Raw genomic sequence first — 15,408 nt, forward strand, 5'->3', positions numbered from 1 at the left:
GGAGGGTTTACTCCTCGTCGGCATCGGCCTTCTTGTCGGCGGTCGGGCCGGAATCGGTGCCCTTGGCGGTGGGGTCGCGGTCGACCAGCTCGATGATGGCCATGGGGGCGCAATCGCCGTAGCGGAAGCCGGCCTTCAGAACGCGGCAATAGCCACCGGCGCGCTCCTTGTAGCGGGGGCCGATGACGGCGAACAGCTTGGCGACCACCTTGTCGTCGCGCAGGAAGGCATAGGCCTGGCGGCGGGCGTGCAGATCGCCGCGCTTGCCGAGAGTGATCAGCTTCTCGACGATGGGACGGGTGTCCTTGGCCTTGGGCAGGGTGGTCTTGATCTGCTCGTGCTTCAGCAGGGCGTTCGCCAAGCTGACGAACAGGGCCTTGCGGGCCGACTTGTCGCGGTTCAGCTTACGGCCGGACATACCATGACGCATAACAACTCTCCTCGTCGCTTGGGCCTCGCCGGGCGAGACCGATTGTACTGCCGCCGCGCCACCATCATGGGAGAACGGGCGGATGGACCGGATCGGTCCGAAAACATCCCCCTCAAATCGTCACCCCCGGGCTTGAGCCCCAAGGGTCTGGATGGCCGGGTCAAGCCCGGCCATGACGACAAGAGAAGAGGATCAGTAGGGCTCTTCCAGCTTCTTGGCCAGCTCTTCGATATTCTCCGGCGGCCAATTGGCGATTTCCATGCCCAGGTGCAGACCCATCTGCGCCAGCACTTCCTTGATCTCGTTCAGCGACTTGCGGCCGAAATTGGGAGTGCGCAGCATCTCGGCTTCGGTCTTCTGGACCAGATCGCCGATGTAGATGATGTTGTCGTTCTTCAGGCAGTTGGCCGAACGGACCGACAGCTCCAGCTCGTCGACCTTGCGCAGCAGGTTCTTGTTGAAGGGCAGTTCGTCCTTCTTCTCTTCCTCGACGACCGCGGTGGGCTCCTCGAAGTTGATGAACAGCTGCAGCTGGTCCTGCAGGATGCGGGCGGCCAGGGCCACCGCGTCATCCGGCGTGACCGCGCCGTTGGTCTCGACGGTCATGGACAGCTTGTCGTAGTCGGTGACCTGGCCCACGCGGGTGTTTTCCACCTTGTAGGCCACCTTGCGCACCGGCGAGAAGATGGCGTCGATCGGAATGAGACCGATCGGCGAATCCTCGGGGCGGTTCTGCGAGGCGGGGACATAGCCCTTGCCGGTCTCGACCGTGAACTCGATGTTCAGCTTGGCGCCCTCGTCCAGGGTGCACAGCACCAGGTCGGGGTCCATGATCTCGATGTCGTGGCCGACCTCGATCAGGCCGGCGGTGACCTCGCCGGGGCCGACGGCCCGCAGGTGCATCCGCTTCGGCCCTTCGCCATGCATGCGCAGGCCCAGCGTCTTGATGTTGAGGATGATGTCGGTGACATCTTCCCGCACGCCGGGAATCGACGAGAATTCGTGCAGGACGCCGTCGATCTGGATGGCGGTGACGGCGGCACCCTGGAGCGACGACAGCAGCACGCGGCGCAGGCTGTTGCCGAGCGTCATGCCGAAGCCGCGCTCCAGCGGTTCGGCGACGACGGTGGCGCTGCGCTGCGCATCGGCCCCGGGCTCCACATGGAGCTTGTTGGGCTTAATCAGTTCCTGCCAGTTCTTCTGAATCACGAGCGTGACCTCATGCTGAACAAAGGAAAACGAAAACGGGCGTGCCGCCGAACCTCCTCGTGCGAGGAAGCCGGCGGCATCCCATTCCAAGGAAACCCGATCAGACGCGACGGCGCTTGCGCGGCCGGCACCCGTTGTGCGGGATCGGCGTAACGTCGCGGATCGAGGTGATCTGGAAGCCCACGGCCTGCAACGCGCGCAGAGCAGACTCGCGACCAGCACCCGGACCCTTCACCTCGACCTCCAGGGTGCGCATGCCGTGCTCGGACGCCTTGCGGCCCGCGTCTTCGGCAGCCACCTGGGCGGCATACGGGGTCGACTTGCGCGAGCCCTTGAAGCCCTGCATGCCGGCCGACGACCAGGAAATGGTATTACCCTGGGCATCGGTGATGGTGATCATGGTGTTGTTGAACGTGGCATTAACATGCGCCACGCCCGAGGTGATGTTCTTGCGCTCGCGGCGACGGGGACGCGCGGCAGCAGCGGGCTTAGCCATCGGAGGTGTTCCTTACTTGGTAACTTTCTTCTTGCCGGCAATCGGCTTGGCCGGACCCTTGCGGGTACGGGCATTCGTGTGGGTCCGCTGGCCGTGGACCGGCAGGCCACGGCGATGACGCAGGCCGCGATAGCAGCCCAAATCCATCAGACGCTTGATGTTCATAGCCACGGCACGACGCAGGTCGCCTTCGACCTGGAAGTCGCGGTCGATGAGCTCACGGATCTTCAACACCTCGTCGTCGGTCAACTGATTGACCCGACGCTCGGCCGGGATACCCAGCGAGGTGGTGATCTCCGTCGCCTTGGCGCGACCGATGCCATGAATGTAGGTCAGCGCGATCAGAACGCGCTTATTCGTCGGAATATTGACGCCAGCGATACGAGCCAAAGCTGGTTACTCCTTCACCAGAAAAAAGACCGCGCCACGATATGACCCGGAGCCGTTAACCAAAAACGCGCCCCTGGCCTCGCCCATGACGGGGGAAACCGAAGGTGCGGGATTATAGGGCGATTCGATCAAGAGTCAACCGTCTCGCCCTATGGAATCACATTACTTCGCCGCGTCCAGAATCCCTTCCAGGGCCTTGGTCACGTCGGCAATGTCCATGGTGCCGTCAACCAGCTTGAGCGCGCCCTTCTTATCGTAATAGGGCAGCAGCGGAGCGGTCTGGGCATGATAGGCGTCGAGGCGCTTGGTCACGGTGTCGACATTGTCGTCCGGACGGCGCGAGAATTCGGTGCCGCCGCAGGAATCGCATTGGCCTGCGACCTTGGGCAGCTGGAACTTGTCGTGGTAGCCGGCGCCGCACTTGGCGCAGGTGTAGCGGCCGGTGATGCGCTCGACGATGTAGGCGTCGGGGACCTGGATCTCGATGGCGAAGTCCAGCTTCTTGCCCTTGCGCCCCATCATGGCGTCCAGGGCCTCGGCCTGGGCCACGGTGCGGGGGAAACCGTCGAAGATGGCGCCCTTGGCCACGTCGGGCTGGTCCAGGCGCTCGTCGATGATGGCGATGACGATCTCGTCGGACACCAGCTGGCCGGCATCCATCACCGCCTTGGCCTTCTTGCCCACCTCGGAGCCCGCGGCAACGGCGGCGCGCAGCATGTCGCCGGTGGAGAGCTGGACCAGGCCGTACTTGTCCTGAAGACGCTTGGCCTGGGTTCCCTTGCCGCCGCCGGGCGGCCCCAACAGAACGAGATTCATCGGATGTCCCCTCTTGCTTTTCGTATCAACGCCGCCCGCGCAGCCGGGACTTCTTGATGAGTCCCTCGTACTGGTGCGCAAGCAGATGCGACTGGACCTGGGCAACGGTGTCCATGGTCACCGACACCACGATCAGCAGCGAGGTGCCGCCGAAGTAGAACGGCACGGCGAACTTGCTGATCAGGATCTCCGGCAGGACCGACAGTGCCGACAGGTAAGCGGCGCCCACCACGGTGAGCCGGGTCAGCACGTAGTCGAGATAGTCCGAGGTGTTCTTGCCCGGGCGGATGCCCGGAATGAAGCCGCCGTACTTCTTCAGGTTCTCGGCCGTATCCACCGGATTGAACACCACGGCGGTATAGAAGAACGCGAAGAAGACGATCAGGCCGAGATACAGCGCCAGGTATAGCGGCTGGCCGCGGCCCATCAGGGCGGTGAAGGTGGTCAGCCATTCCGGTCCGCCGGCCGCCGAGAACTGGGCGATGGTCACCGGCATCAGCAGGATCGAGCTGGCGAAGATCGGCGGAATCACGCCCGAGGTGTTGACCTTGAGCGGCAGGTGCGAGGATTCGCCGCCGAACATCTTGTTGCCCACCTGGCGCTTCGGATACTGGACGATGATCCGGCGCTGGGCGCGCTCCATGTAGACGATGAAGGCGATGACCGCGACGCTCATCAGCAGGATGGCGATGATCACCAGCACGGGAAGCGCGCCGGTACGGCCCAGCTCCAGGGTGCTGCCAATGGCCGACGGCAGTTCGGCGACGATACCGGCCATGATGATCAGCGAGGTGCCCTGGCCGATGCCGCGCGCCGTGATCTGCTCGCCCAGCCACATCAGGAACAGGGTTCCGCCGGTCAGCGTCACCACGGTAGAGAAGCGGAACAGCAGCGAGCTGTCCATCATCACCGCGCTGCCGCGCGAGCTGGTCATGCTCTCCAGGCCGACGGCGATGCCGTAGGCCTGCATCACCGCGATGACCACGGTGAGATAGCGGGTGTACTGGTTGATCTTCTTGCGGCCGGCCTCGCCTTCCTTCTTCACCGCTTCCAGCGACGGGACCACGGTGGTCATCAGCTGGAGGATGATGGAGGCCGAGATGTACGGCATGATGTTCAGCGCGAAGATGGTCATGCGGCTCAGCGCGCCGCCGGCCAGCATGTCGAACATGCCGAGCATGCCGCCGCCCGACTGCTTGAACAGGTCGCCCAGCACCTGCGGATCGACGCCGGGCATGGGAACCCAGGTACCCAGGCGATAGACGACCAGCGCCAACAGGGTGAACCAGATTCGCTTCTTGAGATCGGTGGCCTTGGCGAGAACGCCAAAGTTCAGATTCGCGGCGAGCTGCTCGGCAGCGGAGGCCATGCCTTACTCCGGGGTTCGGTGGCGGGGGCGGGGTGCCCCCGTTGGGGCATGGCACCGCACCACAAATCCTTGATCCAGCCCTTGACCCGGGTCAAGGGACCCGGGCCGGGGATTCGACGCGTGAAGAATGGAAGGGCCTTGCGGCCCCTCACCTTCAGCCTTCGGCGGAAGCCTTGGGCGCGGCCACGCTGACCGAGCCGCCGGCCTTCTCGACGGCGGCGATGGCCGCGGCCGAGGCGCCGGTCACCTCGATGGTGACCTTGGCCTTGATCTCGCCATGGCCCAGCAGGCGGACGCCGTCCAGCACCTTGCCGATCAGGCCGGCGGCCGACAGGGCCTCGGCGTTGATGGGCTTGCTGGCGTCGATGCGCTTCTCGTCGATGGCCTTCTGCAGCCGGCCGAGATTGATCACGGCGAAGTGCTTGGCGTTCGGGTTGTGGAACCCGCGCTTGGGCAGACGGCGGTAGATGGGCATCTGCCCGCCTTCGAAGCCGTTGATCGCCACGCCGGTGCGCGAGGTCTGACCCTTCACGCCCTTGCCCGAAGTCTTGCCCTTGCCGGAGCCGATGCCACGGCCGAGGCGCTTCGACTGGTAGCGCGCGCCCTCGTTGTCGCGAAGTTCGTTGAGCTTCATTTCTTTTCGTCCTCGTCACGGTCGGCCGGAGCGTTCAGGCTCCGGCCCCCGGATGTTCTATTCTTCCACGCGCACCAGGTGGCGGACCTTGGTGATCATGCCGCGCACCGCCGGAGTATCCTCCAGCTCGCGGGTGCGGTGCATCTTACCCAGGCCCAGGCCGATCAGGGTGGCACCCTGGTCGGCCGGACGGCCGATCGGGCTGCCGATCTGAGTGACCTTGACGGTCGGCTTGGCGGCGGTCTTCTGCTTGGCGGCCATATTCAATGTCCTCCCGATCAAGCGCCGGCCGCAGCCGCGGCGGCGGCACCGTCGCGACGACCGATGATCTCGCCCACCTTCTTGCCGCGCTTGGCGGCAACATGGCGGGGAGAAGCCAGGTTGATCAGGGCGTCGAAGGTCGCCTTGATCATGTTGTGCGGGTTGGAGGTGCCGAGGCACTTGGCCACGACGTCCTGGACCCCCATGGTCTCGAACACGGCGCGCATCGGGCCGCCGGCGATGATGCCGGTACCGGCCGGGGCGGCCCGCAGGATGACGCGGCCGGCACCGAAGTGGCCGAAGGCGTCATGATGCAGGGTGCGACCCTCGCGCAGCGCGATCTTGATCATGTTGCGCTTGGCCTGCTCGGTGGCCTTGCGGATGGCTTCCGGGACTTCGCGGGCCTTGCCCGAACCGCAACCGACGCGGCCCTTGGCGTCACCCACCACGACCAGGGCGGCGAAGGCGAAGCGACGGCCACCCTTCACCACCTTGGCGACGCGGTTGATGTGAACCAGCTTGTCGACGAATTCAGATTCCTCGCGCTCACGCGGGGTCTGCTCGGCGCCGCCGCGACCGCGGTTCGGCCGATCGCCGCGTTCACCGCCGCGGCCGCGATCGGGACGATCAGAAGAGGGAGTACGTGCCATTGCTCATCATCCTCAGAAAGACAGGCCGCCTTCGCGGGCCGCATCGGCCAGGGCCTTGACCCGGCCGTGGAACATATAGCCGCCGCGGTCGAACACCACCTCGGTGATGCCGGCCGCCTTGGCCCGCTCGGCGATCAGCTTGCCGACGGCGGCCGCAGCCGCCTTGTCGGCGCCGGTCTTCAAATTGCCCTTCAGCTCCTTGTCGAGCGTCGAGGCGGCGGCCAGGGTGACGCCATTGAGGTCGTCGATCACCTGGACGTAGATATTCTTGCCGGAGCGGAAGACGGACAGACGGATACGACCGTTGCCCTTCTGCTTGATGCTCTGGCGGGCGCGCCGCTTGCGGCGCTCGAAAAGATTCTTCGGCGTCATCATGGCGGAGCCCCTTACTTCTTCTTACCTTCCTTGCGGAGGATAGTCTCGGTTTCATACTTGATACCCTTGCCCTTGTAGGGCTCGGGACCACGGAAGGCACGGATCTCGGCCGCAATCTGACCCACCTGGCGCTTGTCGCGACCGGTGATCGAGATGGCGGTCGGCTTTTCGCACTTCATGGCGACATCATCCGGAATGGGATATTCGATGTCGTGCGAATAGCCGAGCTGCAGCTTCAGCGACTTGCCCTCGACCGCGGCACGGTAACCGACGCCGTTGATCTCGAGATTGACGGTGAAACCTTCGGACACGCCCTTGACCATGTTGTTCAGGTGGGCACGGGTAGTGCCCCACATCATGCGGGCATGCTTGGTTTCGTTCTTGGGCTTCACCCAGATCAGGTTGCCGTCGAGGGTGACCTCGACGTTGTCCCTGAGAGTGAGCTTGGACTCGCCAAGCTTGCCCTTGACGGTGACTTCGGGGCCGGTGATCTGAACGGTGACACCCGACGGCACCGAGACGGGATATTTGCCGACTCGCGACATATTCAGGTCCCTCCGTTAGAACACTTCGCAGAGGACTTCGCCGCCGACGTTCTGGGCGCGAGCCTCAGAGTCGGACATCACGCCGCGCGGGGTCGAGAGGATGGTGATCCCCAGCCCGTTGGCGACGCGGCGAAGGTCGGCGATCTTGGAATAAACGCGGCGGCCGGGAGTGGACACGCGCGAGATTTCCCGGATAACCGGCTGGCCCTCATGATACTTCAGTTCGATGCTGAGCTGAGCGACGCCGGGGCGCAGCTCGGCACGCGCGTAGCCACGGATGTAGCCTTCGCGCTTGAGCACCTCGAGAACGTTGGCGCGCAGGCTGGACGCCGGCGAGACAACGGTGGACTTGTTGGCCCGCTGGCCGTTACGGATGCGGGTCAGCAGATCGCCGAGAGGATCGGTCATGGACATGAAGCGTCCTCCCTTACCAGCTGGACTTGACCATGCCGGGAATCTGGCCCTGCGAGGCGAGCTCGCGAAGCTTGTTCCGGCACAGCTTGAACTTGCGATAGTTACCGCGCGAACGGCCCGTGACCTCGCAGCGCAGACGCACGCGGATCTTGGACGAGTTGCGGGGCAGCTCCGCCAGCTTCAGGGAGGCTTCGAAGCGCTCCTCCGGGCTGACTTCACGGTTGTTGGCGATCGCCTTCAACTTGGCGCGGCGGGCGGCGAACTGGGCCGCCATACGCTCACGCTTCTTGTTGCGCTCGACCGAGCTGATCTTAGCCATTGCCTAAATCTCCAATCAGGCCACGAACGGCATGTCGAAGCCCTTGAGGAGCGACTTGGCTTCCTCGTTGGACTTGGCCGTGGTGACGAAGATGATGTCCATGCCCCGGATGGTCTCGACCTTGTCGTAGTCGATTTCGGGGAAGACGATCTGCTCTTTCAGACCCAGCGAGTAATTGCCGCGGCCATCGAAGCTCTTGCCCGGCACGCCGCGGAAGTCGCGGACGCGCGGCAGGGCGATGTTGATCAGGCGGTCGAGGAATTCGTACATCCGTTCGGCCCGCAGGGTGACCTTGCAGCCCACGACCTGGCCTTCGCGCAGCTTGAACTGGGCGATGGACATCTTGGCCTTGGTGCTGACCGGCTTCTGGCCGGAGATCAGGGTCATTTCGGCGAGGGCCGACTCGATCTTCTTGGAATCCTGGGCGGCTTCACCGACGCCCATGTTGATCACGATCTTTTCCAGCTTCGGCACCTGCATGGGGTTCGCGTAGTTGAACTCCTTCTGCAGGGCGGGCTTGACGACCGTATCGTAGTGCTTACGCAGACGTGCCATCTGTCTGTTCCTTCGGCTTACCGGTCGATGACTTCGCCGGAGCGGCGCGCGACGCGCACCTTCCGACCGTCTTCGAGGATCTTGTGACCGATGCGGGTGGCCTTGCCGTCCTTGGGGTCCTCGTGGGCGACGTTGGAGACGTGGATCGATGCCTCCTTCTCCACGATGCCACCCTGCTGGGTGGCGGACGGACGGGTGTGGCGCTTCACCATGTTCACACCAGAGACGATGACGCGCTGCTCGGACGGCATGGCGGCGATGACTTCGCCCTTCTTGCCCTTGTCCTTGCCGGCGAGGACGACGACCCGGTCACCCTTCTTCACGTTCATGGAAGCCATGATTAGAGGACCTCCGGAGCCAGAGAGATGATCTTCATGAACTTCTTGCCGCGAAGCTCACGAGTGACGGGGCCAAAAATACGGGTGCCGATGGGCTCGCCCTGCTTGTTGATCAGGACGGCTGCATTGGTGTCGAACCGGATCGCGGAACCGTCGGCGCGACGGATTTCCTTGGCGGTACGGACGATGACGGCGCGATGGACGTCACCCTTCTTCACGCGGCCACGCGGGATCGCCTCCTTGATGGAAACGACGATGACGTCGCCCACCGTGGCGATGGTCCGGTGCGAGCCGCCCAACACCTTGATGCACTGCACCCGGCGGGCACCCGAATTATCGGCGACGTCCAGGTTGGTTTGCATCTGGATCATGATGTCTCTTCCTTATTTCCAGTTCGCAACCGTCAAGCCTGGGGCTCGACGATCACTTCCCAGCACTTGGTCTTCGAGATCGGCGCGCATTCGCGGATGCGGATGGTGTCGCCGGCCTTGAAAACATTGTTCTCGTCGTGGGCGTGGTACTTCTTGGAACGACGGATGAACTTCTTGTAGATCGGGTGCATCACGCGCCGCTCGACGCTGACCACCACGGTCTTTTCCATCTTGTCGCTCACCACGACGCCCTGAAGAATGCGCTTCGGCATTTGAATGGGCCTCCTTAGGACGCGCTTTTGGCGCGCTCGCCGAGCAGCGTCTTGATGGTCGCGATCTCGCGACGCACGGCACGCACCCGGGCGGTATTCTCCAGCTGGCCGGAGGCCCGCTGGAAGCGAAGATTGAACTGCTCCTTCTTGAGCGCGATGACCTGCTCCTTGAGCTGGTCAACACTCTTCTGGCGCAGATCGGCAGCCTTGGTCGCCATGGCTAGATATCCCCGATCCGAGAAATGAACTTGGTCTTGATCGGCAGCTTGGCAGCGGCCAGGGCAAAACCGTGACGGGCGATTTCCTCGGCCACGCCGTCCACCTCGAAGAGGATGCGGCCGGGAGCCACGCGGGCGGTCCAGAACTCGGGCGCGCCCTTACCGGAGCCCATGCGGACTTCGGCAGGCTTGGACGAGACCGGCAGGTCCGGGAAAATGCGGATCCACACCCGGCCCTGACGCTTCATGTGACGGGTCAGGGCACGGCGGGCGGCCTCGATCTGGCGGGCGGTGATCCGCTCGGGCTCCAGGGCCTTGAGGCCATAGGCGCCGAAATTCAAGGCGGAGCCACCCTTGGTCACTCCCTTGATCCGGCCCTTGTGGGCCTTGCGGAATTTAGTGCGCTTGGGCGAAAGCATCTCTCAAACCCTTCTCGATCAACGGCCGGCCGGGGCGGTTTCGCCCGCGGCCCGCTTGTCCTGGGCCATGGGGTCATGGGCGAGGATCTCGCCCTTGAACACCCAAACCTTGACGCCGCAGGTGCCGTAGGTGGTGCGGGCGGTGCCCACACCGTAATCCACATCGGCACGCAGCGTGTGCAGCGGCACGCGGCCTTCGCGGTACCACTCCATGCGGGCGATTTCAGCGCCACCCAGACGGCCGGAGCAGTTGATACGAATGCCCTGGGCGCCCAGACGCATGGCCGACTGCACGGCGCGCTTCATGGCGCGACGGAAGGCGACACGGCGCTCGAGCTGCTGGGCGATGGACTCGGCCACCAGCTGGGCATCCAGTTCCGGCTTGCGAATCTCGACGATGTTGAGGTGAACCTCGCCACCGGTCATCTTCGAGAGTTCCTTGCGCAGCACCTCGATGTCCGCGCCCTTCTTGCCGATCACCACGCCCGGACGGGCGGTATGGATGGTGATGCGGGCCTTCTTGGCCGGACGCTCGATGACCACGCGGGACACACCGGCCTGGGCCAGCTTCTCGCGCAGGTACTTGCGCAGCTTCAGGTCCTGGTGCAGCAGCTTGGCGTAGGTCTCATCCGCGAACCACCGGGAATCCCAGGTGCGGTTGATGCCGACGCGCAGGCCGATCGGATTGACTTTCTGACCCATCTGCTTACTCCCCCGCCGCTTCGGCGCGTTCGCGCACGATGACGGTCAGATTGCTGAACGGCTTCTCGATCCGGCCGACGCGGCCACGGGCGCGCGCCTTCCAACGCTTCATCACCATGGCCTTGCCCACATGGGCTTCGGCGACATAGAGACGGTCGACGTCGAGCTGGTGGTTGTTCTCGGCGTTGGCGATGGCGGACTGCAGCACCGACCGCACGATCACGGCGATGCGCCGCTTCGAGAAGGTCAGGGCGTTCAGCGCCACGTCGGCCTTGAGACCACGGATGCTTTCGGCAACCAGGTTGAGCTTGCGCGGGCTGGTGCGGATGGTGGCCAGGAAAGCCTTGGCCTCGGTCTCCGCCAGGACCCTGTCTGCGGGTTTCTTGCCCATGGCTTACTTCCTCTTCGCCTTCTTGTCGACCGCGTGGCCGTAGAACGTGCGGGTGGGGGAGAACTCGCCGAACTTATGTCCGATCATGTTCTCGGTCACCAGCACCGGGATGAACTTCTGGCCGTTGTAGACGCCAAAGGTCAGTCCCACGAACTGCGGCAGGATGGTCGAACGACGCGACCAGATCTTGATGACCTCGTTGCGGCCGCTGGCGCGGGCCTTGTCGGCCTTTCCCAGCATGTAGCCGTCGAGGAAGGGGCCTTTCCAAACGGAACGAGCCATTTTTCAGCCCCTCCTACTGAGTCTGACGGCGGCGCATGATGAGCCGGTCCGTCTTCTTGTTGCTGCGAGTCTTCTTGCCCTTGGTGGGCTTGCCCCACGGGGTGACCGGATGACGGCCGCCCGAGGTACGGCCTTCGCCGCCGCCGTGCGGATGGTCGATCGGGTTCATGGCGACACCGCGGACGGAGGGGCGACGGCCCATCCACACGGCGCGGCCAGCCTTGCCGAGCGAGACGTTCTGCTGATCGGGGTTGGACACGGCACCGATGGTGGCCATGCACTCGCCGCGAACCATGCGGAGTTCACCCGACGACAGGCGGAGCTGGGCATAGCCCTGATCCTTACCCACCAGCTGGACGTAGGTGCCGGCCGAACGGGCCAGCTGACCGCCCTTGCCCACCTTGAGCTCCACGTTGTGCACGATGGTGCCAACGGGGATGTTCTTCAGCGGCATGGCGTTGCCCGGCTTGATGTCGGCCTTCTCGGAGGCGATCACCTGGTCGCCGACAGCCAGACGCTGCGGGGCGATGATGTAGGCCTTCTCACCGTCGGCATAGCTGACCAGAGCGATGAAGGCGGTACGGTTGGGATCGTACTCCAGACGCTCGACCGTGGCGGCAACGTCGAACTTGTTGCGCTTGAAGTCGATGATGCGGTACCGGCGCTTGTGCCCGCCGCCACGCCAGCGGACGGTGATCCGGCCGGTGTTGTTGCGGCCGCCCTTGGAGCGCAGGCCTTCGGTCAGACCCTTCTCGGGCTTGCCCTTCCAGAGTTCCGAACGATCGACCAGGACCAGTTGGCGGCGGCCCGGCGTCGTCGGCTTGAATGTCTTCAGTGCCATGGCGTCAGACTCCCGTGGTCACGTCGATGGAGTGGCCCTCGGCCAGCGTCACGACCGCCTTCTTGACGTCGGAACGCACGCCGGGACGGCCGCGGAAGCGCTTGACCTTGCCCTTGGCGATCAGGGTGTTCACGGCGGTGACCTTCACCCCGAAAATACCCTCGACAGCGGCCTTGATCTCCGGCTTGGTCGCGTCCAGCGGCACCTTGAAGGTGACCTGGCGGAACTCGGAGCCCATGGTCGCCTTTTCGGTGATCACGGGGGCGCGGACGACGTCGTACATCCGCTCCTTGCTGATGACGAGCTTGCTCATTTCAGGCGAGCCTCCAGGGCGGCGACCGCGTCCTTGGTCAGAACCAGGGTTTCACGGCGCAGGATGTCGTAGACGTTGGCGCCCTGCTGCGGCAGCACATCCACATAGGGGATGTTGCGGCTGGCCAGAGCGAAGTTGCCGTCCACGGCGGAACCGTCGATGAACAACACCGAGCTCAGGCCCAGCTTGCCGAGGCGAGCGGCCAGGTCCTTGGTCTTGGGCGAGCCGGCCGCGGCCGAGTCCACCACGATCAGCTTGCCGTCGGCGGCCTTGGCCGAGAGCGCGGTCTTCAGGGCCAGCTTGCGGACCTTCTTGGGCAGGTCGTGGGCGTGGGAGCGCACGACCGGGCCGAAGATGGTGGCGCCGCCACGGAACTGGGCGGAGCGCAGCGAACCCTGACGGGCACGACCGCCGCCCTTCTGAGCGAAGGGCTTCTTGGTGGTGCCGGAGATCTCGCTGATGGTCTTGGTCTTGTGGTTGCCCGACTGGCGCTTGGCCAGCTGCCAGTTGACGGCGCGGAACAGGATGTCCCCACGCACCGGCAGACCGAAGATCTCGTCGGCCAGCTCGATCTCGCCGACGGTCTGGTTGTCCAGGCTGATTACGTTCGTCTTCATCGCCTTGATCCTTTACTCGGCCGAGGCCGCGGCCTTGACGCCGGCCGGGAACGGCACGCCATCAGGCAGCTTGCGCTTCACCGCGTCGCGGACGAGCACCCAGGACCCTTCGTGACCGGGAACCGAACCCTTGACCAGGATCAGGCCGCGATCGGCGTCGGTGGACACCACGGTGAGGTTCTGGGTGGTCACCTGCTCATCGCCCATGTGACCGGCCATCTTCTTGCCCTTGAACACCTTGCCGGGGTCCTGGCGCTGGCCGGTGGAGCCGTGCGAGCGGTGCGACACCGAAACGCCGTGCGTGGCTTCGAGGCCACGGAAGTTCCAGCGCTTCATACCGCCGGCGAAACCCTTGCCGATGGTGGTGCCGGTCACGTCCACGTACTGACCGGGGATGAAATGGGCGGCGGAGAGTTCGGTACCGACATCGAGAACGTTCTCGGCGGTGACGCGGAACTCCACCAGCTTCTTCTTGGGCTCGACCTTGGCCTTGGCGAAGTTGGCGCGAGCGGGCTTGCTCACATTCTTCACCTTGGCGGTACCGGCACCAAGCTGAACGGCAACGTAGCCGTCCTTTTCCACAGAGCGGGTCGAGACCACCTGACAGGTGTCGACCTTCAACACGGTGACGGGCACATGGGCGCCGTCTGCGGTGAAGATCCTCGTCATGCCGACCTTCTGGGCGATGAGACCAGAGCGCATTGTTAGGTTCCTTAGAGCTTGATCTCGACGTCGACGCCCGCGGCCAGGTCGAGCTTCATCAGCGCGTCCACGGTCTGGGGGGTCGGGTCGACGATATCCAGAAGCCGCTTGTGAGTCCGAATCTCGAACTGCTCACGCGACTTCTTGTCGATGTGCGGGCTACGGTTCACGGTGAACTTCTCGATCCGGCTCGGAAGCGGGATCGGACCGCGCACCTGCGCCCCGGTCCTCTTGGCGGTGTTGACGATCTCGCGGGTGGACTGATCCAGCACGCGATGATCGAACGCCTTGAGGCGGATGCGGATGTTCTGGCTTTCCATGTTCAAGTCATCCGTCAAATCGGAAAGGCGCCCCGTCGGGGCGCCGATCGGTGAAAACAGTAAATTCAAAGAGCCTCCCGCAGTCAGCAAATCCGCCGTGACGAACCCGCTCTTACGGAATGAGGCCGAAGCCGAAGGCAGCCTTATACAGAGACTCATAGGGCTTGGCAACAGGACTCTTCCGCATGGCCCACGGTTGTTGAGGCGGGCCGGGAATTGGCCTATGCTGCGACATAGGCCAGGAGGTCTCCATGAACCATGAACGCCATGTTCGCCTGTTCCGCAACGGCCGCAATCAGGCAGTCCGCATCCCGCGAGAATTCGAACTGCCGGGCGAAGACGCCATCCTGCGCAAGGAGGGCGACCGGCTGATCCTGGAGCCGGTGCGAAAGCGGTCTTTGCTGGCATTGCTGGCGACGCTCGAACCCCTGGACGAGGACTTTCCCGAGATCGATGATCCGCCGCCCGAGCCGGTGGACCTGTGAATGCGCTACCTGCTGGACACCAATGTCCTGTCCGACCTTTTACGTCATCCCCAGGGGCCTGCGGCACTCCGCCTTGCCGAGGTTGGTGAGGGCCAAGTCTGCACCAGCATCATCTGCGCCGGCAAATTGCGGTTCGGGGCCATCCGCAAAGGCTCCGCACGGTTGTCGGCGCAAGTGGCGGCACTCCTGGACACCATCGAGGTCTTGGCCTTAGAGGAACCGGCCAGTTCGGTCTACGGTGAGATAAGGACGACTCTGGAGCGAGAGGGACGCCCCATCGGCGGCAACGACCTGTGGATCGCCGCGCATGCCCTGGCCTTGGGCGTCACCCTGGTCACCGCCAACGAGGGCGAGTTCCGGAGGGTGGAAGGGCTGAGGGTGGAGAACTGGCGATGAGACCTAAAGACGAAAGTCCCGCACACAATTTCGCCTTGAATGCTGATTTCGAGCAGAAAAAGCCGTTCCAGGATGAGATCCCTCGGCTTACGCCTCGGGATGACAGATCTTGTGGATAGGCGTGTCATGCATCCCGACAAATGAAAAGGAGGTTCGGAGGATTTTCCTCCGGGCGGGTTTGGGCAGCAGCCCAATCCCCTTCCCCGCCGCAAAACAAAACACCCCCGGAGGTTTCCCTCCGGGGGTGTCTTGTTTCAAGCAAGTGGTCTCGAAAGACT

At 64.0% G+C, this 15,408-nt stretch carries 29 protein-coding genes; 2 read left to right on the forward strand and 27 right to left on the reverse strand.

Annotated elements, in window-relative coordinates; all coding sequences use genetic code 11:
- Nucleotides 1-7: 7 nt before the first annotated feature.
- The 27 genes from rplQ to rpsJ form a co-directional block, all read right to left on the reverse strand.
- Nucleotides 8-430 carry a 50S ribosomal protein L17 gene (gene rplQ / locus H261_RS05880; RefSeq protein WP_040475806.1) on the reverse strand — a complete coding sequence of 141 codons (423 nt, stop codon included), beginning with the start codon at nt 428-430 and terminating at the stop codon, nt 8-10.
- A gap of 192 nt (nt 431-622) precedes the next feature.
- Entirely contained in the window at nt 623-1,639 is a 1,017-nt protein-coding gene (locus H261_RS05885) for a DNA-directed RNA polymerase subunit alpha (protein ID WP_008615423.1), read from the reverse strand.
- Nucleotides 1,640-1,739: 100 nt separating this feature from the next.
- Complete coding sequence (gene rpsK / locus H261_RS05890; protein WP_002725469.1) at nt 1,740-2,135, reverse strand: 30S ribosomal protein S11; 396 nt, start codon at nt 2,133-2,135, stop codon at nt 1,740-1,742.
- Between the two features lie 12 nt (nt 2,136-2,147).
- On the reverse strand, nt 2,148-2,525 hold the full coding sequence (gene rpsM / locus H261_RS05895) for a 30S ribosomal protein S13 (RefSeq protein WP_008615425.1): 378 nt from the start codon (nt 2,523-2,525) through the stop codon (nt 2,148-2,150).
- A gap of 162 nt (nt 2,526-2,687) precedes the next feature.
- Complete coding sequence (locus H261_RS05900) at nt 2,688-3,341, reverse strand: adenylate kinase (RefSeq protein WP_008615426.1); 654 nt, start codon at nt 3,339-3,341, stop codon at nt 2,688-2,690.
- A 25-nt stretch (nt 3,342-3,366) separates the two neighbouring features.
- A complete protein-coding gene (secY, locus tag H261_RS05905) occupies nt 3,367-4,710 on the reverse strand; it encodes a preprotein translocase subunit SecY (protein WP_008615427.1) in 1,344 nt (447 codons plus the stop codon).
- 154 nt (nt 4,711-4,864) lie between these two features.
- Nucleotides 4,865-5,344, reverse strand: a complete 480-nt coding sequence (gene rplO / locus H261_RS05910; protein WP_008615428.1) for a 50S ribosomal protein L15 — start codon at nt 5,342-5,344, stop codon at nt 4,865-4,867.
- Between the two features lie 57 nt (nt 5,345-5,401).
- On the reverse strand, nt 5,402-5,605 hold the full coding sequence (gene rpmD / locus H261_RS05915) for a 50S ribosomal protein L30 (protein WP_008615429.1): 204 nt from the start codon (nt 5,603-5,605) through the stop codon (nt 5,402-5,404).
- A 17-nt stretch (nt 5,606-5,622) separates the two neighbouring features.
- Entirely contained in the window at nt 5,623-6,255 is a 633-nt protein-coding gene (rpsE, locus tag H261_RS05920; RefSeq protein ID WP_008615430.1) for a 30S ribosomal protein S5, read from the reverse strand.
- A 12-nt stretch (nt 6,256-6,267) separates the two neighbouring features.
- Nucleotides 6,268-6,630 carry a 50S ribosomal protein L18 gene (rplR, locus tag H261_RS05925; RefSeq protein ID WP_008615432.1) on the reverse strand — a complete coding sequence of 121 codons (363 nt, stop codon included), beginning with the start codon at nt 6,628-6,630 and terminating at the stop codon, nt 6,268-6,270.
- A gap of 11 nt (nt 6,631-6,641) precedes the next feature.
- Nucleotides 6,642-7,175: a 50S ribosomal protein L6 gene (gene rplF, locus H261_RS05930; RefSeq protein ID WP_008615433.1), complete on the reverse strand. Its 534-nt coding sequence runs from the start codon at nt 7,173-7,175 to the stop codon at nt 6,642-6,644.
- 15 nt (nt 7,176-7,190) lie between these two features.
- Nucleotides 7,191-7,589: a 30S ribosomal protein S8 gene (gene rpsH, locus H261_RS05935; protein WP_008615434.1), complete on the reverse strand. Its 399-nt coding sequence runs from the start codon at nt 7,587-7,589 to the stop codon at nt 7,191-7,193.
- A 13-nt stretch (nt 7,590-7,602) separates the two neighbouring features.
- Nucleotides 7,603-7,908, reverse strand: a complete 306-nt coding sequence (gene rpsN, locus H261_RS05940) for a 30S ribosomal protein S14 (protein ID WP_008615435.1) — start codon at nt 7,906-7,908, stop codon at nt 7,603-7,605.
- 15 nt (nt 7,909-7,923) lie between these two features.
- Nucleotides 7,924-8,463, reverse strand: coding sequence for a 50S ribosomal protein L5 (gene rplE / locus H261_RS05945; protein WP_008615436.1), 540 nt, complete (start codon nt 8,461-8,463; stop codon nt 7,924-7,926).
- 17 nt (nt 8,464-8,480) lie between these two features.
- Complete coding sequence (rplX, locus tag H261_RS05950; RefSeq protein ID WP_040475808.1) at nt 8,481-8,801, reverse strand: 50S ribosomal protein L24; 321 nt, start codon at nt 8,799-8,801, stop codon at nt 8,481-8,483.
- A 2-nt stretch (nt 8,802-8,803) separates the two neighbouring features.
- Nucleotides 8,804-9,172: a 50S ribosomal protein L14 gene (gene rplN, locus H261_RS05955; protein ID WP_002725445.1), complete on the reverse strand. Its 369-nt coding sequence runs from the start codon at nt 9,170-9,172 to the stop codon at nt 8,804-8,806.
- Between the two features lie 32 nt (nt 9,173-9,204).
- Nucleotides 9,205-9,444 (reverse strand): 30S ribosomal protein S17, encoded by a 240-nt coding sequence (gene rpsQ / locus H261_RS05960; RefSeq protein ID WP_008615439.1) that lies wholly within the window; start codon nt 9,442-9,444, stop codon nt 9,205-9,207.
- A 14-nt stretch (nt 9,445-9,458) separates the two neighbouring features.
- Nucleotides 9,459-9,662 (reverse strand): 50S ribosomal protein L29, encoded by a 204-nt coding sequence (gene rpmC / locus H261_RS05965; protein WP_008615442.1) that lies wholly within the window; start codon nt 9,660-9,662, stop codon nt 9,459-9,461.
- A gap of 2 nt (nt 9,663-9,664) precedes the next feature.
- Entirely contained in the window at nt 9,665-10,081 is a 417-nt protein-coding gene (gene rplP, locus H261_RS05970; RefSeq protein ID WP_008615450.1) for a 50S ribosomal protein L16, read from the reverse strand.
- An 18-nt stretch (nt 10,082-10,099) separates the two neighbouring features.
- Nucleotides 10,100-10,783 carry a 30S ribosomal protein S3 gene (gene rpsC, locus H261_RS05975; protein WP_008615451.1) on the reverse strand — a complete coding sequence of 228 codons (684 nt, stop codon included), beginning with the start codon at nt 10,781-10,783 and terminating at the stop codon, nt 10,100-10,102.
- Between the two features lie 4 nt (nt 10,784-10,787).
- A complete protein-coding gene (rplV, locus tag H261_RS05980) occupies nt 10,788-11,174 on the reverse strand; it encodes a 50S ribosomal protein L22 (RefSeq protein WP_008615452.1) in 387 nt (128 codons plus the stop codon).
- 3 nt (nt 11,175-11,177) lie between these two features.
- Nucleotides 11,178-11,456 (reverse strand): 30S ribosomal protein S19, encoded by a 279-nt coding sequence (rpsS, locus tag H261_RS05985; protein ID WP_008615453.1) that lies wholly within the window; start codon nt 11,454-11,456, stop codon nt 11,178-11,180.
- 13 nt (nt 11,457-11,469) lie between these two features.
- Complete coding sequence (gene rplB, locus H261_RS05990) at nt 11,470-12,297, reverse strand: 50S ribosomal protein L2 (protein ID WP_008615454.1); 828 nt, start codon at nt 12,295-12,297, stop codon at nt 11,470-11,472.
- A gap of 4 nt (nt 12,298-12,301) precedes the next feature.
- Nucleotides 12,302-12,610 carry a 50S ribosomal protein L23 gene (locus H261_RS05995; protein ID WP_008615455.1) on the reverse strand — a complete coding sequence of 103 codons (309 nt, stop codon included), beginning with the start codon at nt 12,608-12,610 and terminating at the stop codon, nt 12,302-12,304.
- Nucleotides 12,607-13,227 carry a 50S ribosomal protein L4 gene (rplD, locus tag H261_RS06000; protein ID WP_008615456.1) on the reverse strand — a complete coding sequence of 207 codons (621 nt, stop codon included), beginning with the start codon at nt 13,225-13,227 and terminating at the stop codon, nt 12,607-12,609. Before rplD ends, H261_RS05995 begins: the two co-directional genes overlap by 4 nt.
- A gap of 12 nt (nt 13,228-13,239) precedes the next feature.
- The gene (gene rplC / locus H261_RS06005) at nt 13,240-13,929 is read right to left on the reverse strand and encodes a 50S ribosomal protein L3 (RefSeq protein WP_008615458.1); all 690 of its coding nucleotides are present in this window, start codon (nt 13,927-13,929) and stop codon (nt 13,240-13,242) included.
- Nucleotides 13,930-13,940: 11 nt separating this feature from the next.
- Complete coding sequence (rpsJ, locus tag H261_RS06010) at nt 13,941-14,249, reverse strand: 30S ribosomal protein S10 (protein ID WP_002725423.1); 309 nt, start codon at nt 14,247-14,249, stop codon at nt 13,941-13,943.
- 251 nt (nt 14,250-14,500) lie between these two features.
- Between rpsJ and H261_RS06015 the strand changes: the two genes are divergently transcribed.
- Both H261_RS06015 and H261_RS06020 read left to right on the forward strand, forming a co-directional pair.
- On the forward strand, nt 14,501-14,734 hold the full coding sequence (locus H261_RS06015) for an antitoxin (RefSeq protein WP_008615461.1): 234 nt from the start codon (nt 14,501-14,503) through the stop codon (nt 14,732-14,734).
- Nucleotides 14,735-15,130 carry a type II toxin-antitoxin system VapC family toxin gene (locus tag H261_RS06020; RefSeq protein WP_008615464.1) on the forward strand — a complete coding sequence of 132 codons (396 nt, stop codon included), beginning with the start codon at nt 14,735-14,737 and terminating at the stop codon, nt 15,128-15,130. It begins immediately after the preceding gene.
- Nucleotides 15,131-15,408: the final 278 nt, after the last annotated feature.

The sequence above is a fragment of the Paramagnetospirillum caucaseum genome (genome assembly GCF_000342045.1).
Taxonomy (GTDB): Bacteria; Pseudomonadota; Alphaproteobacteria; order Rhodospirillales; family Magnetospirillaceae; genus Phaeospirillum; species Phaeospirillum caucaseum.

Bases quoted from the DNA above. Each gene is read 5' to 3' on its own strand.
- H261_RS06015 (WP_008615461.1), top strand. From the start codon at position 14,501: ATGAACCATGAACGCCATGTTCGCCTGTTCCGCAACGGCCGCAATCAG.
- rplP (WP_008615450.1), bottom strand. From the start codon at position 10,081: ATGCTTTCGCCCAAGCGCACTAAATTCCGCAAGGCCCACAAGGGCCGG.
- secY (WP_008615427.1), bottom strand. From the start codon at position 4,710: ATGGCCTCCGCTGCCGAGCAGCTCGCCGCGAATCTGAACTTTGGCGTT.
- rpsS (WP_008615453.1), bottom strand. From the start codon at position 11,456: ATGGCTCGTTCCGTTTGGAAAGGCCCCTTCCTCGACGGCTACATGCTG.
- rpmD (WP_008615429.1), bottom strand. From the start codon at position 5,605: ATGGCCGCCAAGCAGAAGACCGCCGCCAAGCCGACCGTCAAGGTCACT.
- H261_RS05995 (WP_008615455.1), bottom strand. From the start codon at position 12,610: ATGAGCAAGCTCGTCATCAGCAAGGAGCGGATGTACGACGTCGTCCGC.
- rplN (WP_002725445.1), bottom strand. From the start codon at position 9,172: ATGATCCAGATGCAAACCAACCTGGACGTCGCCGATAATTCGGGTGCC.
- rpsJ (WP_002725423.1), bottom strand. From the start codon at position 14,249: ATGGAAAGCCAGAACATCCGCATCCGCCTCAAGGCGTTCGATCATCGC.
- H261_RS05900 (WP_008615426.1), bottom strand. From the start codon at position 3,341: ATGAATCTCGTTCTGTTGGGGCCGCCCGGCGGCGGCAAGGGAACCCAG.
- H261_RS06020 (WP_008615464.1), top strand. From the start codon at position 14,735: ATGCGCTACCTGCTGGACACCAATGTCCTGTCCGACCTTTTACGTCAT.
- rplR (WP_008615432.1), bottom strand. From the start codon at position 6,630: ATGATGACGCCGAAGAATCTTTTCGAGCGCCGCAAGCGGCGCGCCCGC.
- rpsE (WP_008615430.1), bottom strand. From the start codon at position 6,255: ATGGCACGTACTCCCTCTTCTGATCGTCCCGATCGCGGCCGCGGCGGT.
- rplE (WP_008615436.1), bottom strand. From the start codon at position 8,463: ATGGCACGTCTGCGTAAGCACTACGATACGGTCGTCAAGCCCGCCCTG.
- rpsC (WP_008615451.1), bottom strand. From the start codon at position 10,783: ATGGGTCAGAAAGTCAATCCGATCGGCCTGCGCGTCGGCATCAACCGC.
- rplB (WP_008615454.1), bottom strand. From the start codon at position 12,297: ATGGCACTGAAGACATTCAAGCCGACGACGCCGGGCCGCCGCCAACTG.
- rplX (WP_040475808.1), bottom strand. From the start codon at position 8,801: ATGGCTTCCATGAACGTGAAGAAGGGTGACCGGGTCGTCGTCCTCGCC.
- rpsK (WP_002725469.1), bottom strand. From the start codon at position 2,135: ATGGCTAAGCCCGCTGCTGCCGCGCGTCCCCGTCGCCGCGAGCGCAAG.
- rpmC (WP_008615442.1), bottom strand. From the start codon at position 9,662: ATGGCGACCAAGGCTGCCGATCTGCGCCAGAAGAGTGTTGACCAGCTC.
- rplF (WP_008615433.1), bottom strand. From the start codon at position 7,175: ATGTCGCGAGTCGGCAAATATCCCGTCTCGGTGCCGTCGGGTGTCACC.
- rpsN (WP_008615435.1), bottom strand. From the start codon at position 7,908: ATGGCTAAGATCAGCTCGGTCGAGCGCAACAAGAAGCGTGAGCGTATG.
- rplQ (WP_040475806.1), bottom strand. From the start codon at position 430: ATGCGTCATGGTATGTCCGGCCGTAAGCTGAACCGCGACAAGTCGGCC.
- rpsQ (WP_008615439.1), bottom strand. From the start codon at position 9,444: ATGCCGAAGCGCATTCTTCAGGGCGTCGTGGTGAGCGACAAGATGGAA.
- rplC (WP_008615458.1), bottom strand. From the start codon at position 13,929: ATGCGCTCTGGTCTCATCGCCCAGAAGGTCGGCATGACGAGGATCTTC.
- rplV (WP_008615452.1), bottom strand. From the start codon at position 11,174: ATGGGCAAGAAACCCGCAGACAGGGTCCTGGCGGAGACCGAGGCCAAG.
- rpsH (WP_008615434.1), bottom strand. From the start codon at position 7,589: ATGTCCATGACCGATCCTCTCGGCGATCTGCTGACCCGCATCCGTAAC.
- rplD (WP_008615456.1), bottom strand. From the start codon at position 13,227: ATGAAGACGAACGTAATCAGCCTGGACAACCAGACCGTCGGCGAGATC.
- rplO (WP_008615428.1), bottom strand. From the start codon at position 5,344: ATGAAGCTCAACGAACTTCGCGACAACGAGGGCGCGCGCTACCAGTCG.